The 23,985-nt window shown below is 66.4% G+C and carries 25 protein-coding genes; 14 read left to right on the forward strand and 11 right to left on the reverse strand.

Translation table 11 applies throughout. The features are described from left to right. Nucleotides 1–28: 28 nt before the first annotated feature. The 4 genes from ACYVI5_RS07325 to ACYVI5_RS07340 form a co-directional block, all read right to left on the reverse strand. A complete protein-coding gene (locus ACYVI5_RS07325) occupies nt 29–868 on the reverse strand; it encodes a hypothetical protein (RefSeq protein ID WP_460579630.1) in 840 nt (279 codons plus the stop codon). 105 nt (nt 869–973) lie between these two features. Continuing rightward, nucleotides 974–1,993 carry a malate dehydrogenase gene (locus ACYVI5_RS07330; protein WP_460579631.1) on the reverse strand — a complete coding sequence of 340 codons (1,020 nt, stop codon included), beginning with the start codon at nt 1,991–1,993 and terminating at the stop codon, nt 974–976. 37 nt (nt 1,994–2,030) lie between these two features. After that, on the reverse strand, nt 2,031–3,071 hold the full coding sequence (gene mgrA / locus ACYVI5_RS07335) for an aldo-keto reductase family protein (protein WP_460579632.1): 1,041 nt from the start codon (nt 3,069–3,071) through the stop codon (nt 2,031–2,033). Beyond that, entirely contained in the window at nt 3,068–3,646 is a 579-nt protein-coding gene (locus ACYVI5_RS07340) for an HhH-GDP family DNA glycosylase (RefSeq protein WP_460579633.1), read from the reverse strand. The genes mgrA and ACYVI5_RS07340 overlap by 4 nt, the downstream gene beginning before the upstream one ends. Nucleotides 3,647–3,723: 77 nt before the next feature. Here ACYVI5_RS07340 and ACYVI5_RS07345 point away from each other — a divergent pair, with 77 nt between their 5' ends. The 10 genes from ACYVI5_RS07345 (at nt 3,724) to ACYVI5_RS07390 (ending at nt 13,084) form a co-directional block, all read left to right on the forward strand. Further along, nucleotides 3,724–4,395, forward strand: a complete 672-nt coding sequence (locus ACYVI5_RS07345) for a VOC family protein (protein WP_460579634.1) — start codon at nt 3,724–3,726, stop codon at nt 4,393–4,395. A 99-nt stretch (nt 4,396–4,494) separates the two neighbouring features. Continuing rightward, on the forward strand, nt 4,495–5,589 hold the full coding sequence (locus ACYVI5_RS07350) for a LacI family DNA-binding transcriptional regulator (protein WP_460579635.1): 1,095 nt from the start codon (nt 4,495–4,497) through the stop codon (nt 5,587–5,589). Between the two features lie 21 nt (nt 5,590–5,610). Next, entirely contained in the window at nt 5,611–6,870 is a 1,260-nt protein-coding gene (locus tag ACYVI5_RS07355) for an ABC transporter substrate-binding protein (RefSeq protein WP_460579636.1), read from the forward strand. Next, a complete protein-coding gene (locus ACYVI5_RS07360; RefSeq protein WP_460579637.1) occupies nt 6,867–7,841 on the forward strand; it encodes a carbohydrate ABC transporter permease in 975 nt (324 codons plus the stop codon). Before ACYVI5_RS07355 ends, ACYVI5_RS07360 begins: the two co-directional genes overlap by 4 nt. A gap of 40 nt (nt 7,842–7,881) precedes the next feature. Beyond that, a complete protein-coding gene (locus ACYVI5_RS07365; protein WP_460579638.1) occupies nt 7,882–8,697 on the forward strand; it encodes a carbohydrate ABC transporter permease in 816 nt (271 codons plus the stop codon). Next, a complete protein-coding gene (locus ACYVI5_RS07370; RefSeq protein WP_460579639.1) occupies nt 8,697–9,998 on the forward strand; it encodes a glycoside hydrolase family 1 protein in 1,302 nt (433 codons plus the stop codon). Before ACYVI5_RS07365 ends, ACYVI5_RS07370 begins: the two co-directional genes overlap by 1 nt. Before the next feature lie 38 nt (nt 9,999–10,036). Next, nucleotides 10,037–10,942, forward strand: a complete 906-nt coding sequence (locus ACYVI5_RS07375) for a glycoside hydrolase family 43 protein (protein ID WP_460579640.1) — start codon at nt 10,037–10,039, stop codon at nt 10,940–10,942. 76 nt (nt 10,943–11,018) lie between these two features. Then, nucleotides 11,019–11,471, forward strand: a complete 453-nt coding sequence (locus tag ACYVI5_RS07380; protein ID WP_460533480.1) for a universal stress protein — start codon at nt 11,019–11,021, stop codon at nt 11,469–11,471. A 138-nt stretch (nt 11,472–11,609) separates the two neighbouring features. Then, a complete protein-coding gene (locus tag ACYVI5_RS07385; protein WP_460533477.1) occupies nt 11,610–12,293 on the forward strand; it encodes a histidine phosphatase family protein in 684 nt (227 codons plus the stop codon). Next, complete coding sequence (locus ACYVI5_RS07390) at nt 12,290–13,084, forward strand: SCO1664 family protein (protein WP_460579641.1); 795 nt, start codon at nt 12,290–12,292, stop codon at nt 13,082–13,084. The genes ACYVI5_RS07385 and ACYVI5_RS07390 overlap by 4 nt, the downstream gene beginning before the upstream one ends. A gap of 51 nt (nt 13,085–13,135) precedes the next feature. Here ACYVI5_RS07390 and ACYVI5_RS07395 read toward each other — a convergent pair whose 3' ends face one another. From ACYVI5_RS07395 to ACYVI5_RS07405, 3 genes are read right to left on the reverse strand one after another with little or no spacing between them, the layout of a single operon-like run. Next, a complete protein-coding gene (locus tag ACYVI5_RS07395) occupies nt 13,136–14,416 on the reverse strand; it encodes an MFS transporter (RefSeq protein WP_460579642.1) in 1,281 nt (426 codons plus the stop codon). Beyond that, complete coding sequence (locus ACYVI5_RS07400) at nt 14,413–15,579, reverse strand: MalY/PatB family protein (RefSeq protein ID WP_460579643.1); 1,167 nt, start codon at nt 15,577–15,579, stop codon at nt 14,413–14,415. Before ACYVI5_RS07400 ends, ACYVI5_RS07395 begins: the two co-directional genes overlap by 4 nt. Then, nucleotides 15,579–16,379, reverse strand: coding sequence for a helix-turn-helix transcriptional regulator (locus ACYVI5_RS07405; protein WP_460579644.1), 801 nt, complete (start codon nt 16,377–16,379; stop codon nt 15,579–15,581). The genes ACYVI5_RS07400 and ACYVI5_RS07405 overlap by 1 nt, the downstream gene beginning before the upstream one ends. Nucleotides 16,380–16,635: 256 nt before the next feature. Here ACYVI5_RS07405 and ACYVI5_RS07410 point away from each other — a divergent pair, with 256 nt between their 5' ends. From ACYVI5_RS07410 to ACYVI5_RS07425, 4 genes are all read left to right on the forward strand, one after another. Further along, a complete protein-coding gene (locus tag ACYVI5_RS07410) occupies nt 16,636–18,141 on the forward strand; it encodes an APC family permease (protein WP_460579645.1) in 1,506 nt (501 codons plus the stop codon). A gap of 41 nt (nt 18,142–18,182) precedes the next feature. Next, on the forward strand, nt 18,183–18,542 hold the full coding sequence (locus tag ACYVI5_RS07415; protein WP_460533460.1) for a carboxymuconolactone decarboxylase family protein: 360 nt from the start codon (nt 18,183–18,185) through the stop codon (nt 18,540–18,542). Nucleotides 18,543–18,581: 39 nt separating this feature from the next. Next, nucleotides 18,582–18,974: a PPOX class F420-dependent oxidoreductase gene (locus ACYVI5_RS07420; protein ID WP_460579646.1), complete on the forward strand. Its 393-nt coding sequence runs from the start codon at nt 18,582–18,584 to the stop codon at nt 18,972–18,974. Nucleotides 18,975–19,303: 329 nt separating this feature from the next. Next, a complete protein-coding gene (locus ACYVI5_RS07425) occupies nt 19,304–19,477 on the forward strand; it encodes a hypothetical protein (protein WP_460579647.1) in 174 nt (57 codons plus the stop codon). 162 nt (nt 19,478–19,639) lie between these two features. Here ACYVI5_RS07425 and ACYVI5_RS07430 read toward each other — a convergent pair whose 3' ends face one another. From ACYVI5_RS07430 to ACYVI5_RS07445, 4 genes are read right to left on the reverse strand one after another with little or no spacing between them, the layout of a single operon-like run. After that, nucleotides 19,640–20,623: a sugar phosphate isomerase/epimerase family protein gene (locus ACYVI5_RS07430; RefSeq protein WP_460579648.1), complete on the reverse strand. Its 984-nt coding sequence runs from the start codon at nt 20,621–20,623 to the stop codon at nt 19,640–19,642. After that, on the reverse strand, nt 20,613–22,106 hold the full coding sequence (locus ACYVI5_RS07435) for an FGGY family carbohydrate kinase (protein WP_460579649.1): 1,494 nt from the start codon (nt 22,104–22,106) through the stop codon (nt 20,613–20,615). Before ACYVI5_RS07435 ends, ACYVI5_RS07430 begins: the two co-directional genes overlap by 11 nt. Beyond that, complete coding sequence (locus ACYVI5_RS07440) at nt 22,099–23,073, reverse strand: transketolase family protein (protein WP_460579650.1); 975 nt, start codon at nt 23,071–23,073, stop codon at nt 22,099–22,101. The genes ACYVI5_RS07435 and ACYVI5_RS07440 overlap by 8 nt, the downstream gene beginning before the upstream one ends. Beyond that, nucleotides 23,070–23,948, reverse strand: coding sequence for a transketolase (locus ACYVI5_RS07445; protein WP_460579651.1), 879 nt, complete (start codon nt 23,946–23,948; stop codon nt 23,070–23,072). Before ACYVI5_RS07445 ends, ACYVI5_RS07440 begins: the two co-directional genes overlap by 4 nt. Nucleotides 23,949–23,985 lie beyond the last annotated feature (37 nt).

A 23,985-nucleotide genomic window follows, 5' to 3' on the forward strand; every position in this document is an offset into this window, starting at 1 on the left:
CCGCGGGGGAAGGGTGCACCCGCCCGGTTCAGCGGCTGAGGGCGGGGTCGAGCTCGTTCCACTTCTGCGTGGTCTGCCCGATCCAGAAGACGGCGAAGAAGACGATGAGGGCGACCTCGCCGAAGAGGATCCACGGCTGGCCGGCACCTGCGCCGGAAAGGTGGGTGAAGAACACCACGGCGAGGTAGACGAGGCTGACGCACATCCCCACCGTCACGACGATGTAGAGCGCACGCCACGGAGCGCGTGCCGTGATCGCCGAGACCGCCGACACGGCGATCATGATGCAGAAGAAGACGCCCGTGACGACCAGGTGGCCGATCGCGAGCAGCGCCTGCTGTCCGGCTCCGAGCCACACCATGAAGGCGATCGACACGGCGGCGACGACCGCGGCGGGAACCACAACCCCAGCCGTGATGCGGTGCCGTACCGCGGCGAGCCAGACCGCGACGATCGCGGTGAGGATGCCCATCACGGCCACCACGACGATTCCCACGGTTGCGGCAGCGGCCGCCGTCGCTGGAACGCACACCGTTCCGTCCGGGCACAGCCCGGCGACGCCCGGCGCATCCCGGGCGGCGATCGGCGTGGGCAGCACCGCGATCAGGGCGGCGAACCACGCGGCGATGTCGAGCAGCACCTGCTCGACGCTGTGTCCCGACAGCGCGACCAGGCCGAGCGTGATTCCGAACAGCGCCCCGGTGAACGCCGTTCCGCCCGGTGTGTAGTAGAGCGCGCTGAGGCTCGAGACCGGGCCGACAGTGATCGTGACGACGACGAGCGTCACCAGGGTCATCACGGCCGCACCGATCACGGCCAACCGCAGGTGCCGGTACGTGCGCTGAGTGGACGTGCTGGACAGCTGCATGGTCACGATCCTGCACCCACCCGAGACGACGCCCCGGAATGCGGGGCGCGAGTCCGCGGTCGACGGCACGCGGCGTGCTCGAGGGCCGCGTACGAAACCGGAGACTCAGTCGGGCAGCAGGCGGAGCGCGCGCACGGCCTCCCGTTCGTCGAGGAGCTCGGCGACGGATGCCTCGATGTGCGCCCGCGCAACCTCCGAGTGCTCGAGGCCGGTCACGACCCGCCACTCGCCGCCCTGCGACCGCACCGGCAGCGAGCAGATCAGCCCGTCGTGCAGGCCGTACGATGCAGCAGCCTCCGCGTTCGCGCCGCTCGTCGTGACGCCTGCCGAGGTCCAGCGCCCGTCTGTGCCGTGCATCCAGTCGTACACGTGGTCGATGGCGGCGTTCGCCGCTGATGCCGCGCTCGACGCGCCGCGCACCTCGATGATCTCCGCGCCGCGTCTGGCGACCTTCGGCACGAACACCTCCTCGCACCACGCCGCGTCGACCACCTCGAGAGCCGGGCGGCCGTCGATCGTGGCGTGCGAGACATCCGGATACTGCGTCGCCGAGTGATTGCCCCAGACCGTCACGCCATCGACCGCGGTGACAGGCACCTCGGCCTTCAGCGCCAGCTGCGCAACGGCCCGGTTGTGATCGAGCCGGGTCATCGCTGTGAACCGCTCGCGCGGCACATCCGGTGCGTGCGCCGAGGCGATCAACGCGTTCGTGTTGGCCGGGTTGCCCACGACGAGAACGCGCACATCGGATGACGCATGCTCGTTGATCGCGCGCCCCTGCGGTCCGAAGATGGCCGCGTTCGCTTCGATGAGATCGGCCCGCTCCATGCCCGCCGTGCGGGGCCGCGCGCCGACCAGCAGCGCGACGCCGGCTCCGTCGAAGGCCTGGGCGGGGTCATCCGTCACATCCACGGATGCCAGCAGCGGGAACGCGCCGTCGATGAGTTCGAGGGCGGTGCCCTCGGCTGCGCGGAGCCCGAGCGGGATCTCGAGGAGATTGAGCCGCACCGGCGAATCGGGCCCGAGCAACTGCCCCGATGCGATGCGGAACAGCAGCGCGTAACCGATCTGCCCTCCCGCTCCGGTGACGGTCACGGTGACGGGCTGCCGAGTGATGGGGGCCATGACGCCAGACTATGGCCGCGGTATGCCCGGGCTGGTGTCAGGCCAGTTCGCCCCGCCGGGCGGTCGCCCAGAGATCGACGCCGGAGTCCACTGCGTGCTCGTCGATCGCCTCCAGCTCGTCGTCTGTGAAGTCGAGATGATCGAGGGCTGCCACGTTCTGCTCGAGCTGTTCGACGCTGCTCGCCCCGATCACGAGCGAGGTCACACGCGAGTCGCGCAGCGCCCAGGCGAGGGCGAGCTGCGCGAGCGTCTGATTGCGCTCCTCAGCGATGTCGGCAAGGGAGCGGATGCGCGCGAGTGCGGCATCCGACAGCAGCTCGTCGGGCAGCGACGACGCTCTCGATGCGCGCGATCCCGCCGGGATGCCGTTCAGGTACTTCCCGGTGAGCATGCCCTGCGCGAGCGCGGTGAAGCCGATCACGCCGATGCCGAGTTCGCCCGCGGCATCCAGCAGTCCCTCCGTCTCGATCCAGCGGTTGAGCATGGAGTACGACGGCTGGTGGATCAGGAGCGGCGTACCGAGATCGGCGAGGATCGCAGCGGCCTTGCGCGTGTCATCCGCGTTGTACGACGAGATGCCGACGTACAGCGCCTTGCCGCTGCGCACGGCGGTGTCGAGTGCGCCCATCGTCTCCTCGAGCGGGGTCGACGGGTCGGGTCGGTGCGAGTAGAAGATATCGACGTAGTCGACGCCCATGCGTTTCAGCGACTGGTCGAGGCTGGCGAGCACGTACTTGCGGCTGCCGCCGCCCTGGCCGTAGGGGCCGGGCCACATGTCCCAGCCGGCCTTGGTGGAGAGGATGAGCTCGTCCCGGTACGGGAGAAGGTCTTCGCGCAGGATGTGCCCGAAGTTCGTCTCCGCTGCCCCGTACGGCGGGCCGTAATTGTTGGCGAGGTCGAAGTGCGTGATGCCGAGATCGAACGCCCGCCGCACGATCGCGCGCTGCGTCTGCATCGGGCGGTCGTCGCCGAAGTTGTGCCACAGACCGAGCGACAGCGCAGGCAGGTCGAGCCCGCTGCGCCCGGTGCGGCGGTAGAGCATCCTGTCGTAACGGTCGTCCTGCGCGACGTACGTCATCTGGCTCCCTTCGCTGCGGCCTTCGCCGCCCGCTTGTTCTCTCGTACTCGGGTGAGGGATGCCTCGTCCACGATGTCGGCGACCGAGCGGTACGAGCCTTCCTCGCCGTAGTCGCCGGCGGCTTCGCGCCACCCGGCGCCGTCGTATCCGTACTGCTTGCCGAGAAGGGCGAGGAAGATGCGCGCCTTCTGGTCGCCGAACCCGGGGAGCGTGCGCAGCCGCTTCAGCACCTCGGCGCCGCCAGGGGCTCCCTCGGTCCAGATCGCCGAGGCGTCTCCGCCCCAGTCCGCGACGATGGCGCGGCACACCGCCTGGATGCGCGCCGCCATGGAACCAGGGAAGCGGTGGACCGCCGGCGGCGTCGCGCAGAGCTTGGCGAAGGCGTCCGGGTCGTCGTCTGCGATCGTGGCGGCATCGAGGCCGCCCATTCGGTCGCGGATCTTCGCCGGACCGCTGAACGCGGTCTCCATGGCGACCTGCTGGTCGAGCAGCATGCCGAGCAGAAGGGCGAGCGGGGAGGTGGAGAGCAGGTCATCGGCGGCAGCATCGCCGGTGATGTGCAGAGTGCCGGTCATACCGTCATCCTGGCACGCGTGTCGACCGTGACCCGAGGAGTGCCGCAAGGTCGGCGGTCGGCGGGAGGATGAGCGGCATGGTCGAGCAGATCACGGTGAAGCAGTTCCACGAGGCTGTTCCTGGCAACGCCTGGCATCGCGTGTACGGCGGCGCCACCGCCTATTTCGCCACCGGATCGTTCACGAAGGGCGTGGAACTCGTGCAGGCGATCGGGCAGCTCGCGGATGCCGCGAACCACCACCCCGACGTCGACCTGCGCTACTCCGCCGTCACCGTTCGCCTGCAGACGCACGAGGTCGGGGGACTGAGCGAGCGTGATACCGCGCTCGCCGTGCAGATCGAGGATGCCGCGCTCCGGCTCGGCGTCGAACCGGACCACACGCGCGTGCACGCCGTGCAGATCGCGATCGATGCGATGGACATTGCCCGTGTCCTGCCGTTCTGGCAGGCGGTCCTCGGGTACCGGCGACGGGACGAGGTGGCGCTTGTCGATCCGCGCGGCATCGGTCCTACCGTCTGGTTCCAGCAGATGGATGCTCCGCGCCAGCAACGCAATCGCATCCACATCGATCTCGCCCTGTCACGCGACCAGGCCGAGCAGCGCATCGCTGCCGCGCTCGCCGCGGGCGGCCATATCGCGAACGACGACAACGCACCGCACTGGTGGACGCTCGCGGACCCCGAGGGCAACGAGATCGATGTCGCGCCGTGGGGCGACGACACCGTCTGGGAGGACGACGCCGACTGAGCGCGACCACACGGGCCGGTCGCGCGGCAGCAGGAACGTAGCGCTTGCTTAATCGATAAACCATCGCTAGTTTAAACGATAAAGCACAGGAGGAAATCGATGGCGAAGAAGCCAGCCGAACGCGCGACGGTCACTCTGAAGGACGTCGCATCCCGCGTGGGTGTGACGACAGCCGCAGCATCCATGGCGTTGGCCGGGCACGATCGCATCAGCGACAAGACACGTGAGGCAGTCCGCCGGGCAGCCGACGAGCTCGGCTATGTTCCTAGTTCCGCGGGACGTGCACTGCGCAATCAGCGTGCCGGTGCGATCGCGCTCATCGTTCCGAACACCTCACAACACGTGTTCGGCCATCTCTACTTCATGCACGTGCTGACCGGCGTATCGTCCGCCGCCAACGACCACGACTCGCAACTCATCGTCTCGACCAATCCCGATGAAGCACACGGCGTGGTGGCGTATGAGCGGGTGATGCGGTCTCGAAGCGCCGACGGCGCGATCGTGACGAGTGCCGCCATCGACGATCGGAACATCGAAGCCCTCGTCGAGACGGGGCTGCCTGTCGTCTTGATAGGCAACTTCCCGTACCTGCCGTCGGCCGTCACGGTTGGCATCGACGACGTGCACGCCACTCGAGCCATCACCGAACACCTCATCGAGGTCCACGGCGCGCGTTCTCTACTGCACGTGACCGGGACTCTGGATCATCAGACCGGCGTCGACCGACGGGCTGGTTTCCTCGGAGCAGTTACCGATCGCGGCCTGCTCGACGACGCGACGATCATCGAGGGCGACTTGAGCGAGGACTCGGGTGCGCTGGCCGTCCGGAAGTGCGTGGAGGACGGCATCCACTTCGACGCCATCGTCTTCGCCAACGACGACATGGCCCTCGGCGGGATGCGTGTGCTGCGAGAACACCGCATACGAGTGCCAGAGGATGTCGCCGTTGTCGGCTTCGACGACTTCGGGCTGGCTCGCGTGTCGACACCGGCGATCACCACCGTGCGCGTGCCCGCCGAGCGGATGTCCCGACTCGCAGCGGAACAGTTGTTCCGGCTCATCAATGGGTCGGCAGAAGGCCCCACCCACCACGAGCTCGACGTCGACCTCGTCTTCCGCGCCTCTTGCGGCTGCGGAGCGGGCGACCACGAGCGCGTGACCCCCCTGCGCGGCGACCAGCCGCATCCGCAATGACCTGCAAAGGAGCGTTTCGTCATGAGAAAAAGGATCGCGGTCGCCGTGGCGGCGACCGCCATAGTCGCATTGGGCTTGGCCGGATGCTCGGCATCTACCGGAAGCGGTGACAGCGGGGGCAAAGTGGCGCTGTCCCTATGGACCGGGTTCACCGGTGGCGACAGGCCGGGGTACGCGCAGATCGTGAACGACTTCAACGACTCGCACCCGAACATCCACGTCACCATGACGGTGCAGCCCTGGGACACCATCCAGCAGAAGCTGCCATCGGCCTGGCTGACCGGACAAGGACCCGACCTGGCGACGCCCTCGAGCGATCCCAACGCGGTCGCCGACTACGTGAAGAAGAACTCCGTGCTACCGATCACTCAGACGGGATCGGGCAAGGACCAGATCGACACGGACAAGTTGGCGCCAGGCACCGTGAAAGAGTTCACCTATAACGGCAAGCTGTATGCCGTTCCGGCCAACTTCGCGACGCTCAGCCTGTACTACAACAAGAAAGCGTTCGCCGCCGCGGGCATCGACGAGCCGCCTGCCACGGTGGCCGAGTTCGCCGAGGATGCCAAGAGGCTGACCACCGGAGATCAGTACGGCCTCGTGCTCGCGGACAACCAGACGATCCAGATGTGGCCGATCCTGCAATGGCTCGAGGGTGGCGACATCGTCGACTCCAAGTTCTGCAGCGTTGTACAGACGTCAGCCGGACAGAGGAGCCTGTCGACCTGGAGCGACCTGGTGTCGAAGGAGAAGATCAGCCCTGTCGGCCTGACCGGTGCCGAAGCCGACTCGCTCTTCTCTGCCGGGAAGGCCGCCATGGAGATGAACGGACCTTGGGCCGCTCCCGGCTACAAGTCGGCCGGCATCGACCTGGGAATCGCACCCATCCCGACCGGAGTCGACGGCACCTCGGTGACGCTCGGATCGACGGCTCCACTCGCGATCTCGGCGAAGACGCAACACCCCAAGGAGGCACAGGAGTTCCTCGCCTACTGGACGAGCAAGAACGTGCAAGAGAAGTTCTCGCTCAAGACTGGCTTCCCACCGTTGCGCACCGATCTGGCCGACGACGCCAAGCTGAAGTCCGATCCGGTCATCTCGGTGTTCGCCGGACAGGTACCGGACTCACGTCTGTACCTGCCACATGTTCCTAACGCCACGAAGGTGGACTCGGACGCCTACACCACCTTGATCGGGCAGATCACGAGAGGGACGCCCGTCGACACCGCCACGAAACAGGCGGCCTCGACCATCAACGGACTCACGGGCTGCTCGTCATGACATCCAGCACCACCGATCGGGTTTCGTCGCACGCTCGCGGCGGGACCCGGTCTCCCGAAGCGAGGGCGACGAAGTCGCAGCCCGCAGAAGTGGGACGGGCCCGCCGCCGCCTGCGCTGGCAGCCGGCGTGGCTGTTCATGGCACCGAGCCTGATCATCCTCAGCGTCTTCGTGCTCTATCCGATCCTGCGAACGCTCTACTACAGCTTCTTCGATTGGTCTGTCGGGGCGGCCGTTCAGCCTTTCGTCGGCCTCGGCAACTACGTGAAGCTCTTCCGGGACCCGCAGTTCTGGAACGCACTCGGTGTGACGTTGGAGTTCACGATCGTCTCGGTCGTGCTCCTCATCGTGTTCGGTCTCGTCACAGCCCTGGCGCTTCAATCGGAGGGGCTGGCGAGTCGCATCACCCGTTCCGTGTTCTTCTTTCCCACGATCGTCTCGCTGGCGACCATCGGTCTCGTCTGGAAATTCCTCCTCGATCCCGACATCGGACTGATTGGGGGGATCACGAAAGCGCTGGGACTGCCGCCCTTGGCATGGCTGCAGTCGGAGCAGTTAGCTCTTCCGACGCTCATCTTCGTCTCGGTATGGCGCAGTCTCGGATTCGCGATGATCCTCTTCGTCGCCGCTCTGCAGGGGGTGCCGACGGAGCGGTACGAGGCCGGACGTCTCGATGGTGCCGGCACCATCGCGCTCTTCCGTTACATCACGCTGCCCGGCATCCGTCCAACCATGTTGTTCGCCACGATGATGCTGACTATTCAATCGCTTCAGGTCTTCGACCTTGTGTACGTCATGACCGGCGGGGGACCCATCTATCGGACGGATACCCTTGTCAACCTCATCTACCGGGACGGATTCGTGAACTTCCAGACCGGGTACGCCGCGGCGGTCTCTTGGGTGCTCTTCGCCCTGATCATGCTCATCTCGCTCCTTCAGCTTCGGATCTTCAGGTACAACGATGTCGACTAGCACCACGCTTGCCCGAGTCAGGACGAGGAGACGTGGTTCCGTGCGTCCGGCCGGCGTTGCACTCAAGTGGGTCTATCTGGGCATCGGCCTGGTACTCGCTCTGGCGCCGTTCGTGTGGATGATCTCCGGATCTTTCCGTAGCGAGGCTGATCTGTATCAAAACCCGGCGAGCCTCTTCCCGACGAGTCTCACTCTCCACGGATATATCGGAGTCTGGCAGCAGCTGCCGTTCCTGCGCCTTCTGCTCAACTCATTCGTGTTCGCCGGCGTAACCACCGCGCTGACCATTCTGTTCGACTCGATGTGCGCCTACGCGCTCGCCCGTCTGAACTTCGTGGGTCGGAACGTATGTTTCGTGATCGTCATAGCGACGCTCATGGTCCCGTTCCAGGTGACCCTCATCCCGGTGTTCATCCAGTTGTTCCATCTCGGATGGCTGAACACGTATCAGGGACTTATCGTGCCGCGTGCGACGAGCGCGTTCGGAATCTTCCTGTTCCGCCAGTTCTTCATGAGCATCCCGCGCGATCTGGACGAAGCGGCGCGCATCGATGGCGCCGGGCACTGGCGCATCTATTGGCGGGTCATCCTGCCTCTCGCCAAGCCCGCGATCGCCACCGTCGCCATCCTCAACTTCACCAATCTGTGGAACGACCTGCTTTGGCCGCTCGTGATCACTAGTTCGAACGACATGCTGACCCTCCCGGCCGGCCTCACGCTCTTCGGAGGACAACACGTGACAGATCACGCGATTCTGCTGGCGGGAGCGACAATCTCGCTCCTGCCCATCGCGATCGGATTCTTCTTCGCCCAGAAGTACTTCGTGGCCGGTGTTGCCACTACAGGGTTGAAGTGATGGAGGAGTTCGGGTGGATTCTCGGCATCGAGGACACGTGTGTCTATCCGCACGCCGGTGCTCGGATGCAGCCCCTCGACGAGTTCGAGCTCACGGAGCACAACCGCAGGTGGCGCGATGACCTCACGCTTGCACGCGACCTCGGGGCGACGGCCATCCGCTATGGCGCCGGATGGCCGGTCGTGCATCCGTCTCGAGGACGGTTCGTCTGGTCGGCGCTGGAGGAGCGATTCGACTTCGCCGTCAACGAGCTCGGGCTCCGCGTCATCGCGGACTTGGTGCACTACGGCACGCCCACGTGGCTAGCGGGTTCGTTCGCCGACCGAGACTATCCGGCGGTCGTTGCCGAGTACGCGGGAGAGTTCGCGGCGCACTTCGCCGGTCTCGTCGACGACATCACTCCGCTCAATGAGCCGGTGACGACTGCGTCGTTCTGCGGTCTGCGTGGAGTGTGGCCACCTGCACTTATCGGGTGGGACGGGTGGACCACCGTTACACTCGGCCTGGTACGCGGCATGCAGTCCTCGGTGCGCGCGATCCGGGAGGGCAATCCTCTGGCGCGCATCGTGCATGTCGAGGCATCTGCACTTTACGAAGCAGAGACGGAGTCGCTAAACCCCCACGCGGAGCACCTCGAGTCCGTCGGGATGCTTCCCACAGACCTCCTGACAGGTCGGGTCACTCCGAAGCACGAGAAGCACGATTGGCTGATCGAGCACGGTGCGAGCGAAAGTGAGCTCGAGACCATCGTCCGTGAAGGCGTCACCTTCGACTTTCTCGGGGTCAACTATTACCCCGATCTGTCGCCGCGCACGCTGACGGAGTCAGGTGGGGCAATCGAGCAGCGCGCCACGAACCTGTGGACGCGCGGTCTCGTCGACAGCGTGCGCGGCTTCATTCGCCGATACGGCGCGCCCGTCATTGTGACGGAGACGAGTATCGAGGGCAGCGACGACGTGCGCAGTGCGTGGGTCGACGGGTCGATCGCCGCAGTTCGCGAGCTGATGGCGACGGGTGCGGACATTCGAGGGTTCACGTGGTGGCCGCTTTTCGACTTCGTGGACTGGTCGTACGCCTCCGGCGGCCGGAACGTCGAGGAATTCGTGCTCGACGAAGCGGTGGTCGCGGCCCGCACCGACTCCAGTGTGGGGTCCAAGGCTCCTTTCCTGCGGCGTATGGGCCTCGTGCGGCTGGAGGAACAACACGACGGCAGCTTGTTGCGTGTGCCCACAGCCGCGGCGCGGGCGTTCGCGCGCCATGCGCTGGCGAGCGCTCATGCCGAACGGGAGGCCGGCCGATGAGCGCTGCCGGCTTTCCCGCATCCTCTCGAGCACGACAGATGCCCCGGCTTTCGTTGCCTGGGCATCCCGAACCCGTGCGGACGGCGTACTTCGCCGACCCGCACCTGACACGCTTCGGCGACCGGTTCTATGCATACGGCACAGCCGAGCCGAGGGGTCCGATCGCGACCTTCGAGGCCATCTGGTCGCGAGATCTCCTGCACTGGAAGTCGGGAGGCCAGGTGCTCACGCCGCTCGCATCTACGTTCGGCGACTCGTACTGGGCTCCTGAAGTCGTCGAGCGCGACGGCAGCTTCTGGATGTACTACTCAGTAGGCAGCGGCATCGACCGGCACCACATCCGGGTCGCCGTGGCCGATTCCCCCCTGGGGCCGTTCGTCGACTGTGGCGTCAATCTCACACCCGACGAGACCTTCGCCATCGATGCGCATCCGTTCCGAGACATCGACGGTCGCTGGTACCTGTTCTTTGCGCGGGATGTTCTCGACGGTGCCCGTCCCGGAACTCATCTGGCTGTCTCGCGACTGACGAGCCCGACACAGACCGGTGCGAAGCCGCGTGCCGTGCTCGCGCCTGATGCCGACTGGCAGATCTACGAGCGCGACAGGCAGATGTACGGGCGTCGATTCGACTGGCACACTCTGGAAGGACCGACCGTCATCCGACACGGCGCGACGTACTACTTGTTCTTCTCCGGCGGCTCGTGGGAAGGCGCCGGGTACGGCGTCGGAGTCGCCACGGCCGAGCACCCGTTCGGCCCATGGATGCACCATGCAGAACGCTCCGCAGACCTTCTCGACTCGACAAGCAGCGGCCTGGTCGGTCCAGGGCACAACTCGGTCCTGGAACTCGACGCGGGACGATACCTAACGGCATTCCACGCCTGGAACGGCCAGCGCAGTGCGCGACAGATGTACATCGCGCCGGTCGTATTCGAGGGGTGATCGGGGTCGCGCGGCATCCGGAATCTCACCCGTCCTGGTGGTGGCGCGATCCGGTTCTCCCACACATGCTGGAGAAATGAGCGAGACAAGCGAGAACACATCGCAGCCGCAGTCCGAAAAACCGAAGATCGTCGTGGGTGTCGACGGTTCCGAGCAGTCGATCGCCGCCCTGCGGCAGGCCGACCGTCTATCACGCCTTCTCGGTGCACGCATCGAGGCGGTGACGACGTGGAGCTACCCGGTCGCAGTGTCGCCGTACGCGATGTCGGCCGATCCGTCGTTCGAAGACATCGCCCGCGACACCCTCGACGAAGCGCTGAAGGATGCGTACGGATCCGACCGCCCTCCGCTCCTGACGACCGTCGTGCAGCACGGGCATCCGGCACAGGTTCTCATCGAACGGAGCAAGGGCGCGGAGATGCTCGTGCTCGGATCTCGAGGACGCGGCGGGTTCGCCGGCCTGCTGCTCGGCTCCGTGAGCTCGGAGTGCGCGTCGCACGCGAACTGCCCGGTGCTGATCGTGCGCTGACGGGGCGGCCGAATCTGATTCAAGTCGCTCAATCGGTCCTTATGGCTGGCCAAAAGGGCCGATTGAGCGACTTGAGCCGGCTGTGGGATGTCGAGGTCCGCTGAGCCAGGCCCGGGCGCGCGTCCTAGTCTGAAAAACATGGCCACGGTGATGCTCGTCCGGCACGGACGCACCGCGGCCAATGCAGCCGGCATCCTCGTCGGGCGTGCCGGCGGCGTCGCGCTCGATGACGTGGGCCGTGCACAGGCGGAACGCACGGCGCAGCGCCTCGCGGCCGTTCCGCTCGCGGCGATCGTGTCCAGCCCGCTGGAGCGCTGCCGTGAGACATCCGAAATCGTTCTGGCCCTGCAGCACGGATCGCCGCCGCTGTCGATCGAGCACGGGATCACGGAGTGCGACTACGGGCAGTGGCAGGGCAAGCGCCTGGCGGAGCTGGCGCGCGAGAAGCTGTGGGCGCAGGTGCAGACGAGGCCGGGATCCGTCGTCTTTCCCGGCGGTGAGTCGATGGCTGCGATGCAGGCGCGGGCGGTCGCGGCCATCCGCCGTCAGGATGCCGTCATCACGGCGGAGCACGGGCCGAAAGCGGTGTGGGTGGCGGTGAGCCATGGCGACGTGATCAAATCGGTGCTGGCGGATGCCTTCGGCATGCACCTCGACCTCTTCCAGCGCATCAGCGTCGGCCCGGCGTCCGTCTCGATCGTGCACTACGGCGCGGGCAACCCGCGCGTGATCGGCACGAACACGGATGCCGGCGACCTGGACTGGCTGCGCGACGGCGTCGCCGAGACGGAGACAGTCGGTGGCGGGGCGAGCGCCTCGTGACTCAGGAGCAGGCGCCCGGATGCCCGGCCGACGCGAGCCGCGGGCTGCGGGGGAGTGTCGAGCTGGTGGCGCGCATCCCTGCCGCGTCGAACGAGACGTTCCTCGCCGCGATCGACGACGTGCCCGTGGTCTACAAGCCTCGCGAGGGTGAGAAGCCGCTGTGGGACTTTCCCGACGGCGACCTCGCCGACCGCGAGTACGCGGCGTATCTCGTGTCGGAGCGTCTCGGCTGGAACGTCGTGCCACCGACATGGATAGGCGACGGGCCGCTCGGCGAGGGCATGCTCCAGTTGTGGCAGCAGGTCGACACGGTACAGAGCGCCGTCGACATCGTTCCGGTCGAGGGTATTCCGGAGCGCTGGCGTCGAGCCTTCGAGGGTGCCGACGAAGACGACCGCCGGGTCGCACTCGTGCACGAGGACTCTCCGGCATTGCGGCGCATGGCGGTCTTCGACACGCTCGTCAACAACGCCGACCGCAAGGGCGGCCATGTGCTGGCCATGCCCGGTGGTCACCGCTTCGGCGTCGACCACGGCCTCACGTTCCACGCCGAACCCAAGCTGCGCACGGTGCTCTGGGGGTGGGTGGGCGAGCCGCTCACCGCGGAGGAGACCGACGGAGTCGCGCGAGTGCGGGCATCCCTCGGCCATGAACTGGGACGGGAGCTGGCCACTCTGCTGTCGGCGGCCGAGCTCGAGGCGTTCGCAGAACGGTGCGACCGATTACTCGGCGTCGGCCGATTCCCGGCGCCGAGCGGATGGATGCCCGCCACACCCTGGCCCCTGTTCTGACGCTGCGGGCGCGGTGCCGGGCGGGAACGGGGCCGAAGGCCTGACGGGCGATCAGGCCTCGACCGCGCTGCGGCGCAGCCGGGCCCGCACGCCCGCCCATACGAGCACCACGAGCACCACAGCGGCCATCACGTTGACCGCGAAGAATCCGCCGAGGGCGAGCACCGGCCCGGCGAGGGCCCCGAGAGCGGCGGCGCCGAAGTTCATCGAGGCATCCACACCGCCCTGAAGGGGAACCCGGATGTGCGCGGGCACCGACTCGACGAGCATGGCGGAGCCGCCGATGAGGCACGCGGACCAGCCGAGGCCGAGCAGGAAGAGGGCCGCCATCAGGCGTGGCATGGCCGAGTGGCCGGCGCCGTCCCAGGCGCCGAGGCTGAACGAGCAGACGAAGAGCGCCGCGCCGATCCACGCGACGGTCTGAGCGCTCGTCTTGTCGGTGAGCCAGCCGAAGACCGGGCTCGCCGCGTACATGCCCACGATGTGCACACTGATCACAATGCCGACGAATTCGAGCGACATCCCGTCGTTGTTCATGCTCACCGGTGTCATCACCATGACGGCGGCCATCATCATCTGGCCGGTGACGATGCTCGCGATGGCGAACACCGCTCGGGGTGTTCGTAGCGCGATCCGGAGTGCGGCGAACGCGCCCACCGGCGACTGCCCGGCGGGAGTCGGATCGTTGCCCGGCGCGTGCCCTGCGATCGGACGGATGCCCACTGTCACGATCGCGGCCAGCACGAAGCCTGCAAGCGAGAACAGGTACGGACCGCTCAGCGGAACGAGCCCCAGCGCTTTGCCCAGGTTCGCCCCCGGTGCGGAGAGGTTCGGGCCGGCGATGGATCCTACGGTCGTCGCCCAGAGCACGATCGACATCGAACGCGCCTCGGCTCCTGGCCGGGAGAACTCCATCGCGGCGTAGCGGGACTGCAGATTCGTCGCTGTGCCCGAGCCGAACAGCACCATCGCGATCAGGTAGAGCCAGAACTGCCCGGTCGTGGCGGCGATCAAGATGAGCACCGCGCCGACGGCCGCCGTCGTGAAACCCAGGGTGAGCGACCACCGGCGGCCGTGTCGCACGGCGAGCCGCGCCAGCGGGATGGCCATCAGCCCGGCGCCGATGATGCTCGCCGTCTGCGCGAAACCGGCGACACCCATCACGCCGGAGAGCTTCTCGGCGAGCACGCCCCCGACCGCCACGCCCGACGCGATGCCGACGCCGCAGAGCAGCTGCGCGACGACGAGACGCACTCGGTTCGCGATGGTGTGGTCGCTTCGGGCGGCCGGCGCGGTCGTCACCGAGCCGGTTCCGGCATCCGGTGCGGTCACCGGCGCTTCACGGCGTCGGCCATCTGCCTGACGGCCTGCTCGATGATCGGCCGGGGCGTGGCGAAGATGAACCGCATGAACCCGACCCCGGCGTCACCGCATGACGAGCCGTCGGTCATGGCCACGTCGGCCCGCTCGCGGAAGAAGTCCGCCGGCGGCACCTCGAGCTCGAGGGCACGGGCATCCAGCCAGGCAATGTACGTGCCCTCGGGTGCGGTGTAGCGGATCTCGGGCAGGTGCTCCGCCAGCAGATCGCCGAGCAGGCGTCGGTTGCCGTCGAGGTAGCCGACCGTGTCGGCAAGCCATGCGCCGCCCGCGGTGTAGGCGGCGGTGTTGGCGATCACGCCAGGGTTGCTCGCCCCGTGGCTGGCCATGAAACCGATGCGTTCCCACACCTCGGCATCGGCATCGTTGCTGAGGATGATCTGCGCGCACTTCAGCCCGGGCAGGTTCCAGGCCTTGGAGGCGCTGGTCGACGTGATGGTGTGGGATGCCGCGGCATCCGACACGCTGGCATACGGCACGTGCTTGCCGTCGGGGTAGACCAGCGGGGCGTGGATTTCGTCGGAGAAGACGCGCGCACCGTTGCGCTCCACGACCTCGCTCACGGCGAGCAGCTCCTCACGTGTGAACACCCGGCCGAGCGGGTTGTACGGGTTGCACAGGATGAGCAGCCCTCCACCATCGTGGAACGCGCGGTCGAGGCCGTCCAGGTCGAACTCGTAGCGCCCATCGCGGATGAGCATCGGCACCTGGATGATCTCGCGCCCGAGCGTCGGAGGCACCGACAGGAACGGCATGTATGCCGGCGTCGGCAGCACGATCTTCGATCCGGGTGCGGAGAAGTGCTCGATCGCGACCTCGAGCCCCTTGATGACGTCGGGGAGCGGATGCACGCGCGCGGCGGGCACATCCCATCCGTACCGCGACTTCTGCCACGCGGCACAGGCATCCGACATCGCTTCAGACAGAGAAGGCGGAAGGTAGCCGAACAGGCCGTCGTCGACGGTGTCGTGCAGCGCCTTCGCGATCGCGGGCGCGCATCCGAAGTCCATCTCGGCGACGAACGCACCGATCTTGCCCGGGAACATCGTCCACTTCAGGCTGCCGATCTCGCGCAGCCTGTCCATTCCGATGGCGTCGTATTCGTGTGCGCTGGTCATCAGCCTTCCTTTCCGATCTGCAGTGGTTCGTCGTCCGTGGCGTCGTCGGCATCCTCGTCGGCGATCTCGTTCAGGTAGTTGTAGATGGTGAACCGGGTGACCCCGAGCGTCGTCGCGATCATGTCGATGGCGTCGCGCAGGTGGAACATCCCCCGGTCTTTGAGATCGCGCACGACGGCCACCTTGTGCCGCTTCTGCATCAGCTCGACCGGCACATCCACGTCGGAAACGGCCTGTCGGATGAGGTGCGCGGCCAGCTGGTCCACATCGGTGACGAACACCTCGGGATCGGCCGATTCGATTGTCGGTGCCGGCGCGATGCGCGTCTCGCCGGAGTGCGGTGCGGGCTTTCGGACGCCACCGAGGTCGAGCATCGACGACGCGATGTCTTGCACCGACTCCCACACGGACAGATCGGAGTTGAGGCAGAGGGCCGCAACGGCTTGGCCGGTCACGTCGCGGATGATCATCGTCGACGAGCGGATGCGTCGCCCGTCGGCGAGATGCGTCTCGTAGCCGACCATGTGGTCGTCGGAGAGTTCGGTGAGGTTCTTCAACAGCAGGTCGGTTGCAGGGTCACCGACGCGGCGCCCGGTCACCTCCCCGTGGATGGCGACGATCGAGTTCGGCAGCTTGCTGAGATCGTGCAGCACGACCTCCGTCGACGGCGGAAGCGACCGGCCGAGCGGTTCGACGAGCGCCGAGAACACGGCGATCAGCCGTTCACCGTCGACCGTCGGGCGAATCCCCTGATCGAGGATGCCGCCGGCGGGCGCCGGCCGTGAACGCTTCTGCGCCATATTCGATCTCTTTCTGTCCGGTGGTCTGCACGAGCTGTCCCGTGGCCTGCACGAGCTGTGGCGAGTGGTGCCATCACGAGCATGGGTCAAAAGCACGAGGAAGTCAACGAGCCGTGGATCGCATCAACAAACTATTGACAAATCGTCCACGATGTGTGGAGATTGCACAAGATGTTGAAGGACTCGATGGGATGTTGACTTCCGGTCAATATCCTCCGCCCGCAGAGTCGCGGGCTCGATTCGAATGGAGAGTGACATGGATGCCCCCGCAGCCGGTGCGCTGAACTCAGCTGGCACGCTGAACCAGGAGAACCTCAAGAGATCGATCACCACGCCCCAGGCGCTGGGAATCTCGTTCCATCAGATCGTCGGCGGCGGAGTCGTGTCCCTGACCGGTGTGGCGATCGCGATGACCGGCGGCGGAGTGCCGATCGCGTTCATCGTCGCCGCGATCGCCATCCTCATCGTCTCGGTACCGATCGCGACGCTCGGCGCATCCATGCCCGTCGTCGGCGGCACCTACACGTACGCGACGAAGCTCGTGCATCCGATCATGGGCTTCGTCAATCTGTGGTTCTTCATCATCCAGATGGCGAGCCTGAGCCTGTACGGGCTAGCGGCCGGCAGCTACCTGCACAGCCTCAATGCGTGGTTCGATCCCACCGTCGTGTGCGTGACCCTGATCACTATCTTCTTCGTCGCGAACCTGATGGGGGCATCCTTCTCGGCGCGCATCGGCATCGTGCTCGCCGGCATCATGCTCGTCGCGTTCGGATGCTTCATCGTGCTCGGGCTTCTGCACGTGCACTGGAGCGAGTACCCGCCGGTCATTCCGAACGGCACGCTCAAGCTGTTCCAGGCCGCGGCGCTGCTCACCTTTGCCACCGGCGGGGGAACCGTGGTCGCCGAGCTCGGACGTGAGATGAAGAAGCCGGGACGCACCATTCCCACCGCGGTGATCGGCGGTACCGTCTTCGCCGGCATCATGTACGTGCTGATCGCGCTGCCTGCTGCGGGCATCCTGCCGATCGCGAAGGTGGCGGGTGAACCGCTCTCGGTCGTGGCGAAGACGTTCATGCCGCCGTGGATGTGGTACTTCTTCATCCTCGGCGGCGCGGTCGTCGCCGTCATCGGCACCATGAACGCCCAGATGCTGTGGGGCTCGAAGAGCGCGCTCGCCGCGGTGGATGACGGCTGGTTCCCGAAGAAGGTCGGGGCCGTGAACAAGCGCTTCGGCACTCCGCACTGGCTGCTCTGCATCATGTTCGTGGTCGGCATCGTTCCCGCTGTCTCGCACATCGACATCAGCGTGATCGGCAGCGTCAGCAGCCTCATCGGCCAGGTCACGTTCGTGATCCTCATCCTCGCGTCGATCCGGATGCGGTACCTCTTCGCAGAGCGGTACGCGCAGTCGCCGTTCAAGCTGCCGCTCTGGCTGCACTGGACGTTCACGATCGTCGGCATCGCCGTATGCGCCTACCAGTTCTACCTGCTCACCGAGGGCGTCACCCCGATGGTGTGGATCGCGCTCGGCGTCTGGGTGGCGCTCGGAATCGTCGTGTTCGCACTGCGCTATCGGCACGCGACGAGGGTGCAGCTGGACCGGATGGCCCGCGGCGAGACGGTCACCGGCAGCACCCGGACCATCGAGGGCGTGGTTGGATCCGAGCGCGAGGCGATCAGCATGGATGCCATGGCTCTGCCCAAGGTCGGCTTCGGGGACGAGGGCGAGATCCCCACTCTGACCCGAGACGACGAATGAGTACTCGCTACAAGACCATCGCAGCAAGAGAGGAACATCCCATGACCGAGGCCTACGCAGAGCACTATCACGACCCGCGCGACAAGCAGTTCGCACGGCAGCTCCGCCGAGGCGCGCCTGACGCCTTCGCTGCGCTCACGACGTTCGACGACGCGGCGCTGCGGCGCGAGGGCATGGCGATTCCGCGCAAGTACACCGAGCTGATGGCTCTGGCGGTCGCGCTGACGACGCAGTGCGTCTACTGCATCGAGGCACACACGAAGGCCGCAGCCGCAGAGGGCGCGACGGAAGCGGAGATCTCCGAGACCGTGTTCATCGCGGCCGCGCTGCGAGCGGGCGGTGCGATCGCGCACGGCTTCCAGGCGATCAAGCACTACCTGCGCGAGACCGGGGAGCATTGATCCGCTGTCGGCCCGCATCACGCCGATAAGGTGATCGGCGTGGAGCTTCCCGCGGATCTTCTTCGCCTCTTGCGTTCGGCCAGCATGTGCTACCTCGCCACGGTCATGAAGGATGGGTCGCCGCAACTGACGCGGGTGTGGGTCGACACTGACGGCGAGCACGTTCTGGTCAACAGCGTCGACACCCATCTGAAGGTGCGCAACATCCGCCGGGATCCGCGTGTCGCACTGACCGTGACCGACCCGGAGAACGAAGGGCGCTACTACCAGGTCCGGGGTCGTGCGGCGCTCAGCTACGACGGCGCAGCCGAACACATTGAGACGCTGTCGCAGAAGTACACCGGCGGTCCGTACCTCTGGTACGGCGGTCGCGAGCAGGTGCGCATCCTCCTCACCATCGCGGTCGACAGGGTCAGTCAATTCGGGGGCTGAGGCCGAGCGAGGTGCGCCGGCAGGAGGCGCGAATGGGCTACTTCGTCGTGGTAGCGGGCAGACCACCGTGCTGCCCGTGGCCAGCGGAATCATCGAGCTCGCGGTTTCGGGCGGTGACCCGGTGCTGGTGTTCGGCAAGTGGTGGGTGTTCTGGGTGTCGGCACGCGTCTGCTTTCCGCCGGCATCGCCCAGGTGTCCGGCAAAGGGGCGACTGCCGCCATCCTCGGCGCCGCCACTCCGAGCGTGCAGGAGGTGCAGCTAGCCCGGGAACTCGGAACAGCCAACATCGGCATGGGCTGGCCAGTCTGCTGGCACTCTTACCTGGTTGGGTGCTGCCAGCCGGGCTCGGAGGCGCGATCTTCCTGCTGCTCGCCGGCATCCTGCACGTGGCGAAGAAGGGCAAGAACGCGGAGGAGGCTCTCGCAACCTGGACTGACGAGCTCGTCGGTGTCGTCGTGGTGGTCGTTGGCTTCTACATGCTTGTTCCCGCGCTCATCGGCTGACCGCTCCTCCGGTCGCAGCAGGACGGATGCTCAGATCTTGGTCATGCTTCCATCGACCGCGAACGAGGCTCTCGTGGCGAAGGCGCTGTCGTCCCCGGCGAGGATCAGCCGAGCTACACCGGACCGTCTGTCAGAACCGCCGGATCACGCGTGTGCCTCCGCTCAGTACGACGAGTACAGCGCCTTCTGCGCGAGAGCGAGCGCCGCGACGGCGTCGTGCTCGCTCTGAGCATTGCGAAGGGCATCCACATCGAGCACATCGAGTCCCCGGTGCGCTGCCTTGAGGAACGCGATCGCCTGGTTGGCGGCCGCGACGCTGTCTTCACGGAACGGGAACTGGTCGAGCTGCCAGACGCCCTCCCAGGCGTTCTTGCGCAGAGTGTAGAAGAACTCGAACAACTCGATCGGATGGATAGTGCCGGCAATCATGTCGTCGTCCCACTGACGCAGGTTGTCGTTCACATCCATGCCGAACAGGCGACCGTAGTCGATCGCCAGCTGAGCGGAGTCCGCGGGGGACTCGCCGCCGAACAGTGCGTGCCCGAAGTCGAGCAGGATGCCGACGTTCGGCAGCCCGATCTTCTCGATGCCGAGGAGCGTACGCGGCAGAGAGTCAAAGCTCATGTGCACCCGCGGTTCCCGCGGCTTGTACTCGATGACGAATCGCAGGTCCGGATTCTCGCTCGCCAGTCTTCCGACGCCGTCGATCGAGTTCTTCCACAGTGCACCATGGTCCACTTGGAACGGGTAGTCCCAGCCGTCCTGCCCCGGCCACAGCTTGACGTAGCTGGCACCGAAGTAGCGAACGACGTCCGCGGCGCGGCTGATGAGGTCGTGAGCCTCCCGCCGCACACCGGGGTCGGGGTTCGTGAATGCACCTTTCGCGAACTTTCGCGTGTAGATCTCCGGCGTGATGCCGATGACACTCAGTCCGTTGGTGTCCAAAGCTTGTTTGACCTGCTCGTTCGTGAAGTCGCCACCGAAGTACGGCCAGTTCAGGTCGACGACGGAGAGGTCGTCCACCTTCCCGGCTAATTCGATGGCGTCGATGATGGTACGCGGCTCGCCGTATCCATCGGTGGCGTACCGGTCGACATAGGTGGCGAAATGCCAGATGCCGGCGCCAAACTTCTGGTCAGTGGACATGCGTGTGCTCCCTTGCGCTGGTGGTTGGTGCGGGTTCTAGATCCGCCACCCTTCGGGCGGATGCCACGGCCGCGGCCCATGACCGCCGTCGCATGGTGGCAGTGTCCGCGTCGAGCCTCGGGGTGAAGGTGTCGCCGCGGTCGTGAGTATCGGCATCCGGCTCCCATAAGCCCTGCGCGGCGCCGGCCAGAACGGCAACACCGAGACCCGACAGCTCGGCGACGAGTGAGCGCTGCACCGTCCGCTGGCTGAGGTCGGCCTGGAGCTGCACGAGCCAATCGTTGGACGACGGGCCACCATCGAGCAGCACGCGATCGATCGGGATGCCCGCGCTCTCGCACGCGGTGAGCACGTCCTCAACCTGAAGGGCGATCGAGTCTGCCGCGGCCCGGCCGAGCGTTGCACGGTCGGTACCGAGCGTGAAACCGCGAATCGTCGCGACGGCCGATGCATCCCACCAGGGGGCTGCGAGTCCCGCGAACGCGGGGACGAGGTCGACGCCGTGCAGAACAGGCGCACTGGCCGCGGTCTCAAGCATCTCGGTGGGCGTGCTGCCGAGGATGCCAGCGAGCCAGAGAAGGGTCGCTCCAGTCGAGAGGATGTTGCCCTCGAACGCGCGCTCCGTCCGTCCGCCGGTCGTCCAAGCGATCGTCCGCGCCAGCGAAGACGGCACGGAGTGGCCGGCGGGCGCGAGTCCCATGACCGACGATCCGGTGCCGTAGGTGATCTTCACGGCACCGGGCGAGCGAACGCCGTGTCCGTAGAGGGCGGCATGCGAGTCGGCGAGCACAGCCTCGATGGATGCCGCGCCTTCCCGTCCGGGTCGCTTAGCGTCGGAGGCAACGAGCTCCGGCAGTGTCGGCGCGGGGATGTCGAAGATCTCAAGGAGCTCGGGATCCCAGGCGACGCGGTCGATGTCGAGAAGGAGCGTGCGGCTCGCGTTTCCGGTCTCGATCACGTGGTCTCCAGTAAGGCAGTAGCTGAGCCAGGAGTCGATCGTTCCCACCGCGAGCTCGCCGGCGCGGGACCGACGGCGGTCAGGGTCGGTCTGGTCGAGGAGCCACTTCAATTTCGGTGCGGAGAACATGGGATCGAGGGGGAGCCCGGTTCGCGCGGTGATCTCGGAGGCCGAGCCGTCGGCTTCCAGCCGCTGCACGAGGTCGGCGGTGCGTCGGTCCTGCCAGCCGAGCACGGGCCCGAGGCAGCGGCCGGTAGACCGCTCCCAGACGAGTGCCGACTCACGCTGCGTGGAAAGACCGACGGCGCAGACGCGTGATCCGTAGGCATCCTGGGTTCGATGCAGGAGGGTTTGCACCGAGCGCGCGATCTCGTCCGCGTTCTGCTCGACCCATCCCGGCCGCGGATGGTGCTGCCCGATCGTGACCGAGTCGACGCCGAGGACGCGCCGGTTGGCATCGACCACCACGCACTTGGTTGAGCTCGTGCCCTGATCGACGGCGACGACCACCGGAGAATCAAGCACGCGTAAGAGCCGCCTTCGCTGCTTCGGCGATGGCCTCGTCGGTGAGGCCGAAGCGCTCGAGGAGGAACGCGGTGCTGCCCGTGGGCGCGAACTCGCGCAGTCCGAGGATCTCGATCGGCACGCGTGCGGCAGACTCGAGTGCGGCCACGACCCCGGTCACGGCGGCACCGAGGCCGCCGGAGACATTGGCCTCCTCGGCGGTCACGATCGCGCGGGTCTCACGTGCAGCGCACGCGATCGTGGCGACGTCGAGCGGCGCCAGGTAGGCGGCGTTGAGCACGCGGGAACTGATGCCGTCGGATGCGAGCAGATCGGCCGCTGCGAGTGCTCGTGACACTGTAGTTCCCAGACCGATGAGCGTCACGTCCGAGCCGTCCCTCAGGACCTGGATGGTGCCGCGCTCGATGGGTGGGGTTCCGTTCGGGAGATCGGGTACCTTGAATCTGCCGACGCGGAGGAACGCCGGCCGTGGGTCGCTCACGGCGTCGCGCACCGCCTGACGTGTCTGTTCCCGATCGGCGGGGACGACGATGTCAAGGCCGGGCAGAGCGCGGAGCCAGGAGAAGTCCTCGACCGAGTGGTGAGTTGGGCCCAGTTCCCCGTAGGCCATGCCCGGGCTCATTCCGCAGAGCGTGACCGGTAGCTGGTTGTACGCTACGTCCGCCTTCACTTGCTCCAGTGACCGTCCCGTGAGGAACGGCGCCGCGCCGCACACGAACGGGATCATCCCGGCGTTCGCGAGCCCGGCGCCGACCCCGATAAGGTCCTGCTCCGCGATACCCACGTTGATGAGGCGATCCGGAAACTCTTGACGGAAGGCGACCAGGTTGCTGGATCCGACCGAGTCATTGCACACCGCGACGACTCGATCGTTCTCACGTGCCTGGGCGATGAGCTCCTCGGCGAAGGGCACACGGTTATCGAAAGCTTCCGCCGGCCGGGAGACCGCTGTCTCGATCGTGGTCATATGAGTTCCTCCAGCGCTGCGCTCACTTGTTCGGCGTTCGGCACCTTGTGATGCCACTCGACGCGGTCCTCGATGAACGAGACCCCTCGCCCCTTCACAGTGTTCGCCACGACGGCGACTGGCCGACCAGTGGTCGAAGGGCCGAACGCCGCCAAGAGCTCGTTGTAGTCATGTCCGTCTACAACCCGCACCTCCCAGTTGAAGGCGGCCAGCTTCACGTCAAGCGGATCGAGCGCGTTTGTCTCCTCGGTCCTGGCCCCCTGTTGCAGCCGGTTGCGGTCGACGATCGCCGTCAAGTTGTCAAGGCGGTAGTGCGCACCCGCCATCAACGCCTCCCAGTTCGAACCCTCCTGCATCTCACCATCGCCCATCACCACGAAGGTGCGCGAACTCCGACCGGCGAGCTTGGCACCGATTGCGGTGCCGACGGCGACCGGGAGGCCGTGGCCGAGCGGGCCGGTGTTCGTTTCTACACCCGGCACCTTGTTACGGTTCGGATGCCCGTTCAATGGCGACAGCGGGGCCATGAAGGTGCCGAGCTCCGATGGAGAGAAGTAGCCGCACCGCGCCAGCGTCGAGTACAGCGAAGCGGCCGCATGCCCTTTGCTCTGAATATACGTATCCCGCTCCGGCCAGTCCGGGCGCTCCGGGTCGATATTCAACACCGCGAAGTACAGCGTCGTCAGGATGTCGGTGACGGAGAAGTCGCCGCCGATGTGTCCCTGCCGAGCCGAGTCGATCATGGAAACGACAGATCGGCGTATCCAGGTCGCTTCGTTGTGGAGGAGAGCGTTGCGTTCCTCTGGCGCCGCCGCGGCGATCGCCTGGCGCAGGTGTCGCCAAACACTGACCTGTTCAGCATCTGCGTACAGCATGTGTGTCTTTCTTCCGTTCTGTGTTGCGTGCACGGAT

The sequence above is a fragment of the Humibacter ginsengisoli genome (assembly GCF_054780095.1).

Excerpts from the sequence above, each read along its gene's own strand:
- ACYVI5_RS07325 (WP_460579630.1), bottom strand. The coding sequence starts at position 868 with ATGCAGCTGTCCAGCACGTCCACTCAGCGCACGTACCGGCACCTGCGG.
- ACYVI5_RS07330 (WP_460579631.1), bottom strand. The coding sequence starts at position 1,993 with ATGGCCCCCATCACTCGGCAGCCCGTCACCGTGACCGTCACCGGAGCG.
- mgrA (WP_460579632.1), bottom strand. The coding sequence starts at position 3,071 with ATGACGTACGTCGCGCAGGACGACCGTTACGACAGGATGCTCTACCGC.
- ACYVI5_RS07340 (WP_460579633.1), bottom strand. The coding sequence starts at position 3,646 with ATGACCGGCACTCTGCACATCACCGGCGATGCTGCCGCCGATGACCTG.
- ACYVI5_RS07345 (WP_460579634.1), top strand. The coding sequence starts at position 3,724 with ATGGTCGAGCAGATCACGGTGAAGCAGTTCCACGAGGCTGTTCCTGGC.
- ACYVI5_RS07350 (WP_460579635.1), top strand. The coding sequence starts at position 4,495 with ATGGCGAAGAAGCCAGCCGAACGCGCGACGGTCACTCTGAAGGACGTC.
- ACYVI5_RS07355 (WP_460579636.1), top strand. The coding sequence starts at position 5,611 with ATGAGAAAAAGGATCGCGGTCGCCGTGGCGGCGACCGCCATAGTCGCA.
- ACYVI5_RS07360 (WP_460579637.1), top strand. The coding sequence starts at position 6,867 with ATGACATCCAGCACCACCGATCGGGTTTCGTCGCACGCTCGCGGCGGG.
- ACYVI5_RS07370 (WP_460579639.1), top strand. The coding sequence starts at position 8,697 with ATGGAGGAGTTCGGGTGGATTCTCGGCATCGAGGACACGTGTGTCTAT.
- ACYVI5_RS07375 (WP_460579640.1), top strand. The coding sequence starts at position 10,037 with ATGCCCCGGCTTTCGTTGCCTGGGCATCCCGAACCCGTGCGGACGGCG.
- ACYVI5_RS07380 (WP_460533480.1), top strand. The coding sequence starts at position 11,019 with ATGAGCGAGACAAGCGAGAACACATCGCAGCCGCAGTCCGAAAAACCG.
- ACYVI5_RS07385 (WP_460533477.1), top strand. The coding sequence starts at position 11,610 with ATGGCCACGGTGATGCTCGTCCGGCACGGACGCACCGCGGCCAATGCA.
- ACYVI5_RS07400 (WP_460579643.1), bottom strand. The coding sequence starts at position 15,579 with ATGACCAGCGCACACGAATACGACGCCATCGGAATGGACAGGCTGCGC.
- ACYVI5_RS07405 (WP_460579644.1), bottom strand. The coding sequence starts at position 16,379 with ATGGCGCAGAAGCGTTCACGGCCGGCGCCCGCCGGCGGCATCCTCGAT.
- ACYVI5_RS07410 (WP_460579645.1), top strand. The coding sequence starts at position 16,636 with ATGGATGCCCCCGCAGCCGGTGCGCTGAACTCAGCTGGCACGCTGAAC.
- ACYVI5_RS07415 (WP_460533460.1), top strand. The coding sequence starts at position 18,183 with ATGACCGAGGCCTACGCAGAGCACTATCACGACCCGCGCGACAAGCAG.
- ACYVI5_RS07430 (WP_460579648.1), bottom strand. The coding sequence starts at position 20,623 with ATGTCCACTGACCAGAAGTTTGGCGCCGGCATCTGGCATTTCGCCACC.
- ACYVI5_RS07440 (WP_460579650.1), bottom strand. The coding sequence starts at position 23,073 with ATGACCACGATCGAGACAGCGGTCTCCCGGCCGGCGGAAGCTTTCGAT.
- ACYVI5_RS07445 (WP_460579651.1), bottom strand. The coding sequence starts at position 23,948 with ATGCTGTACGCAGATGCTGAACAGGTCAGTGTTTGGCGACACCTGCGC.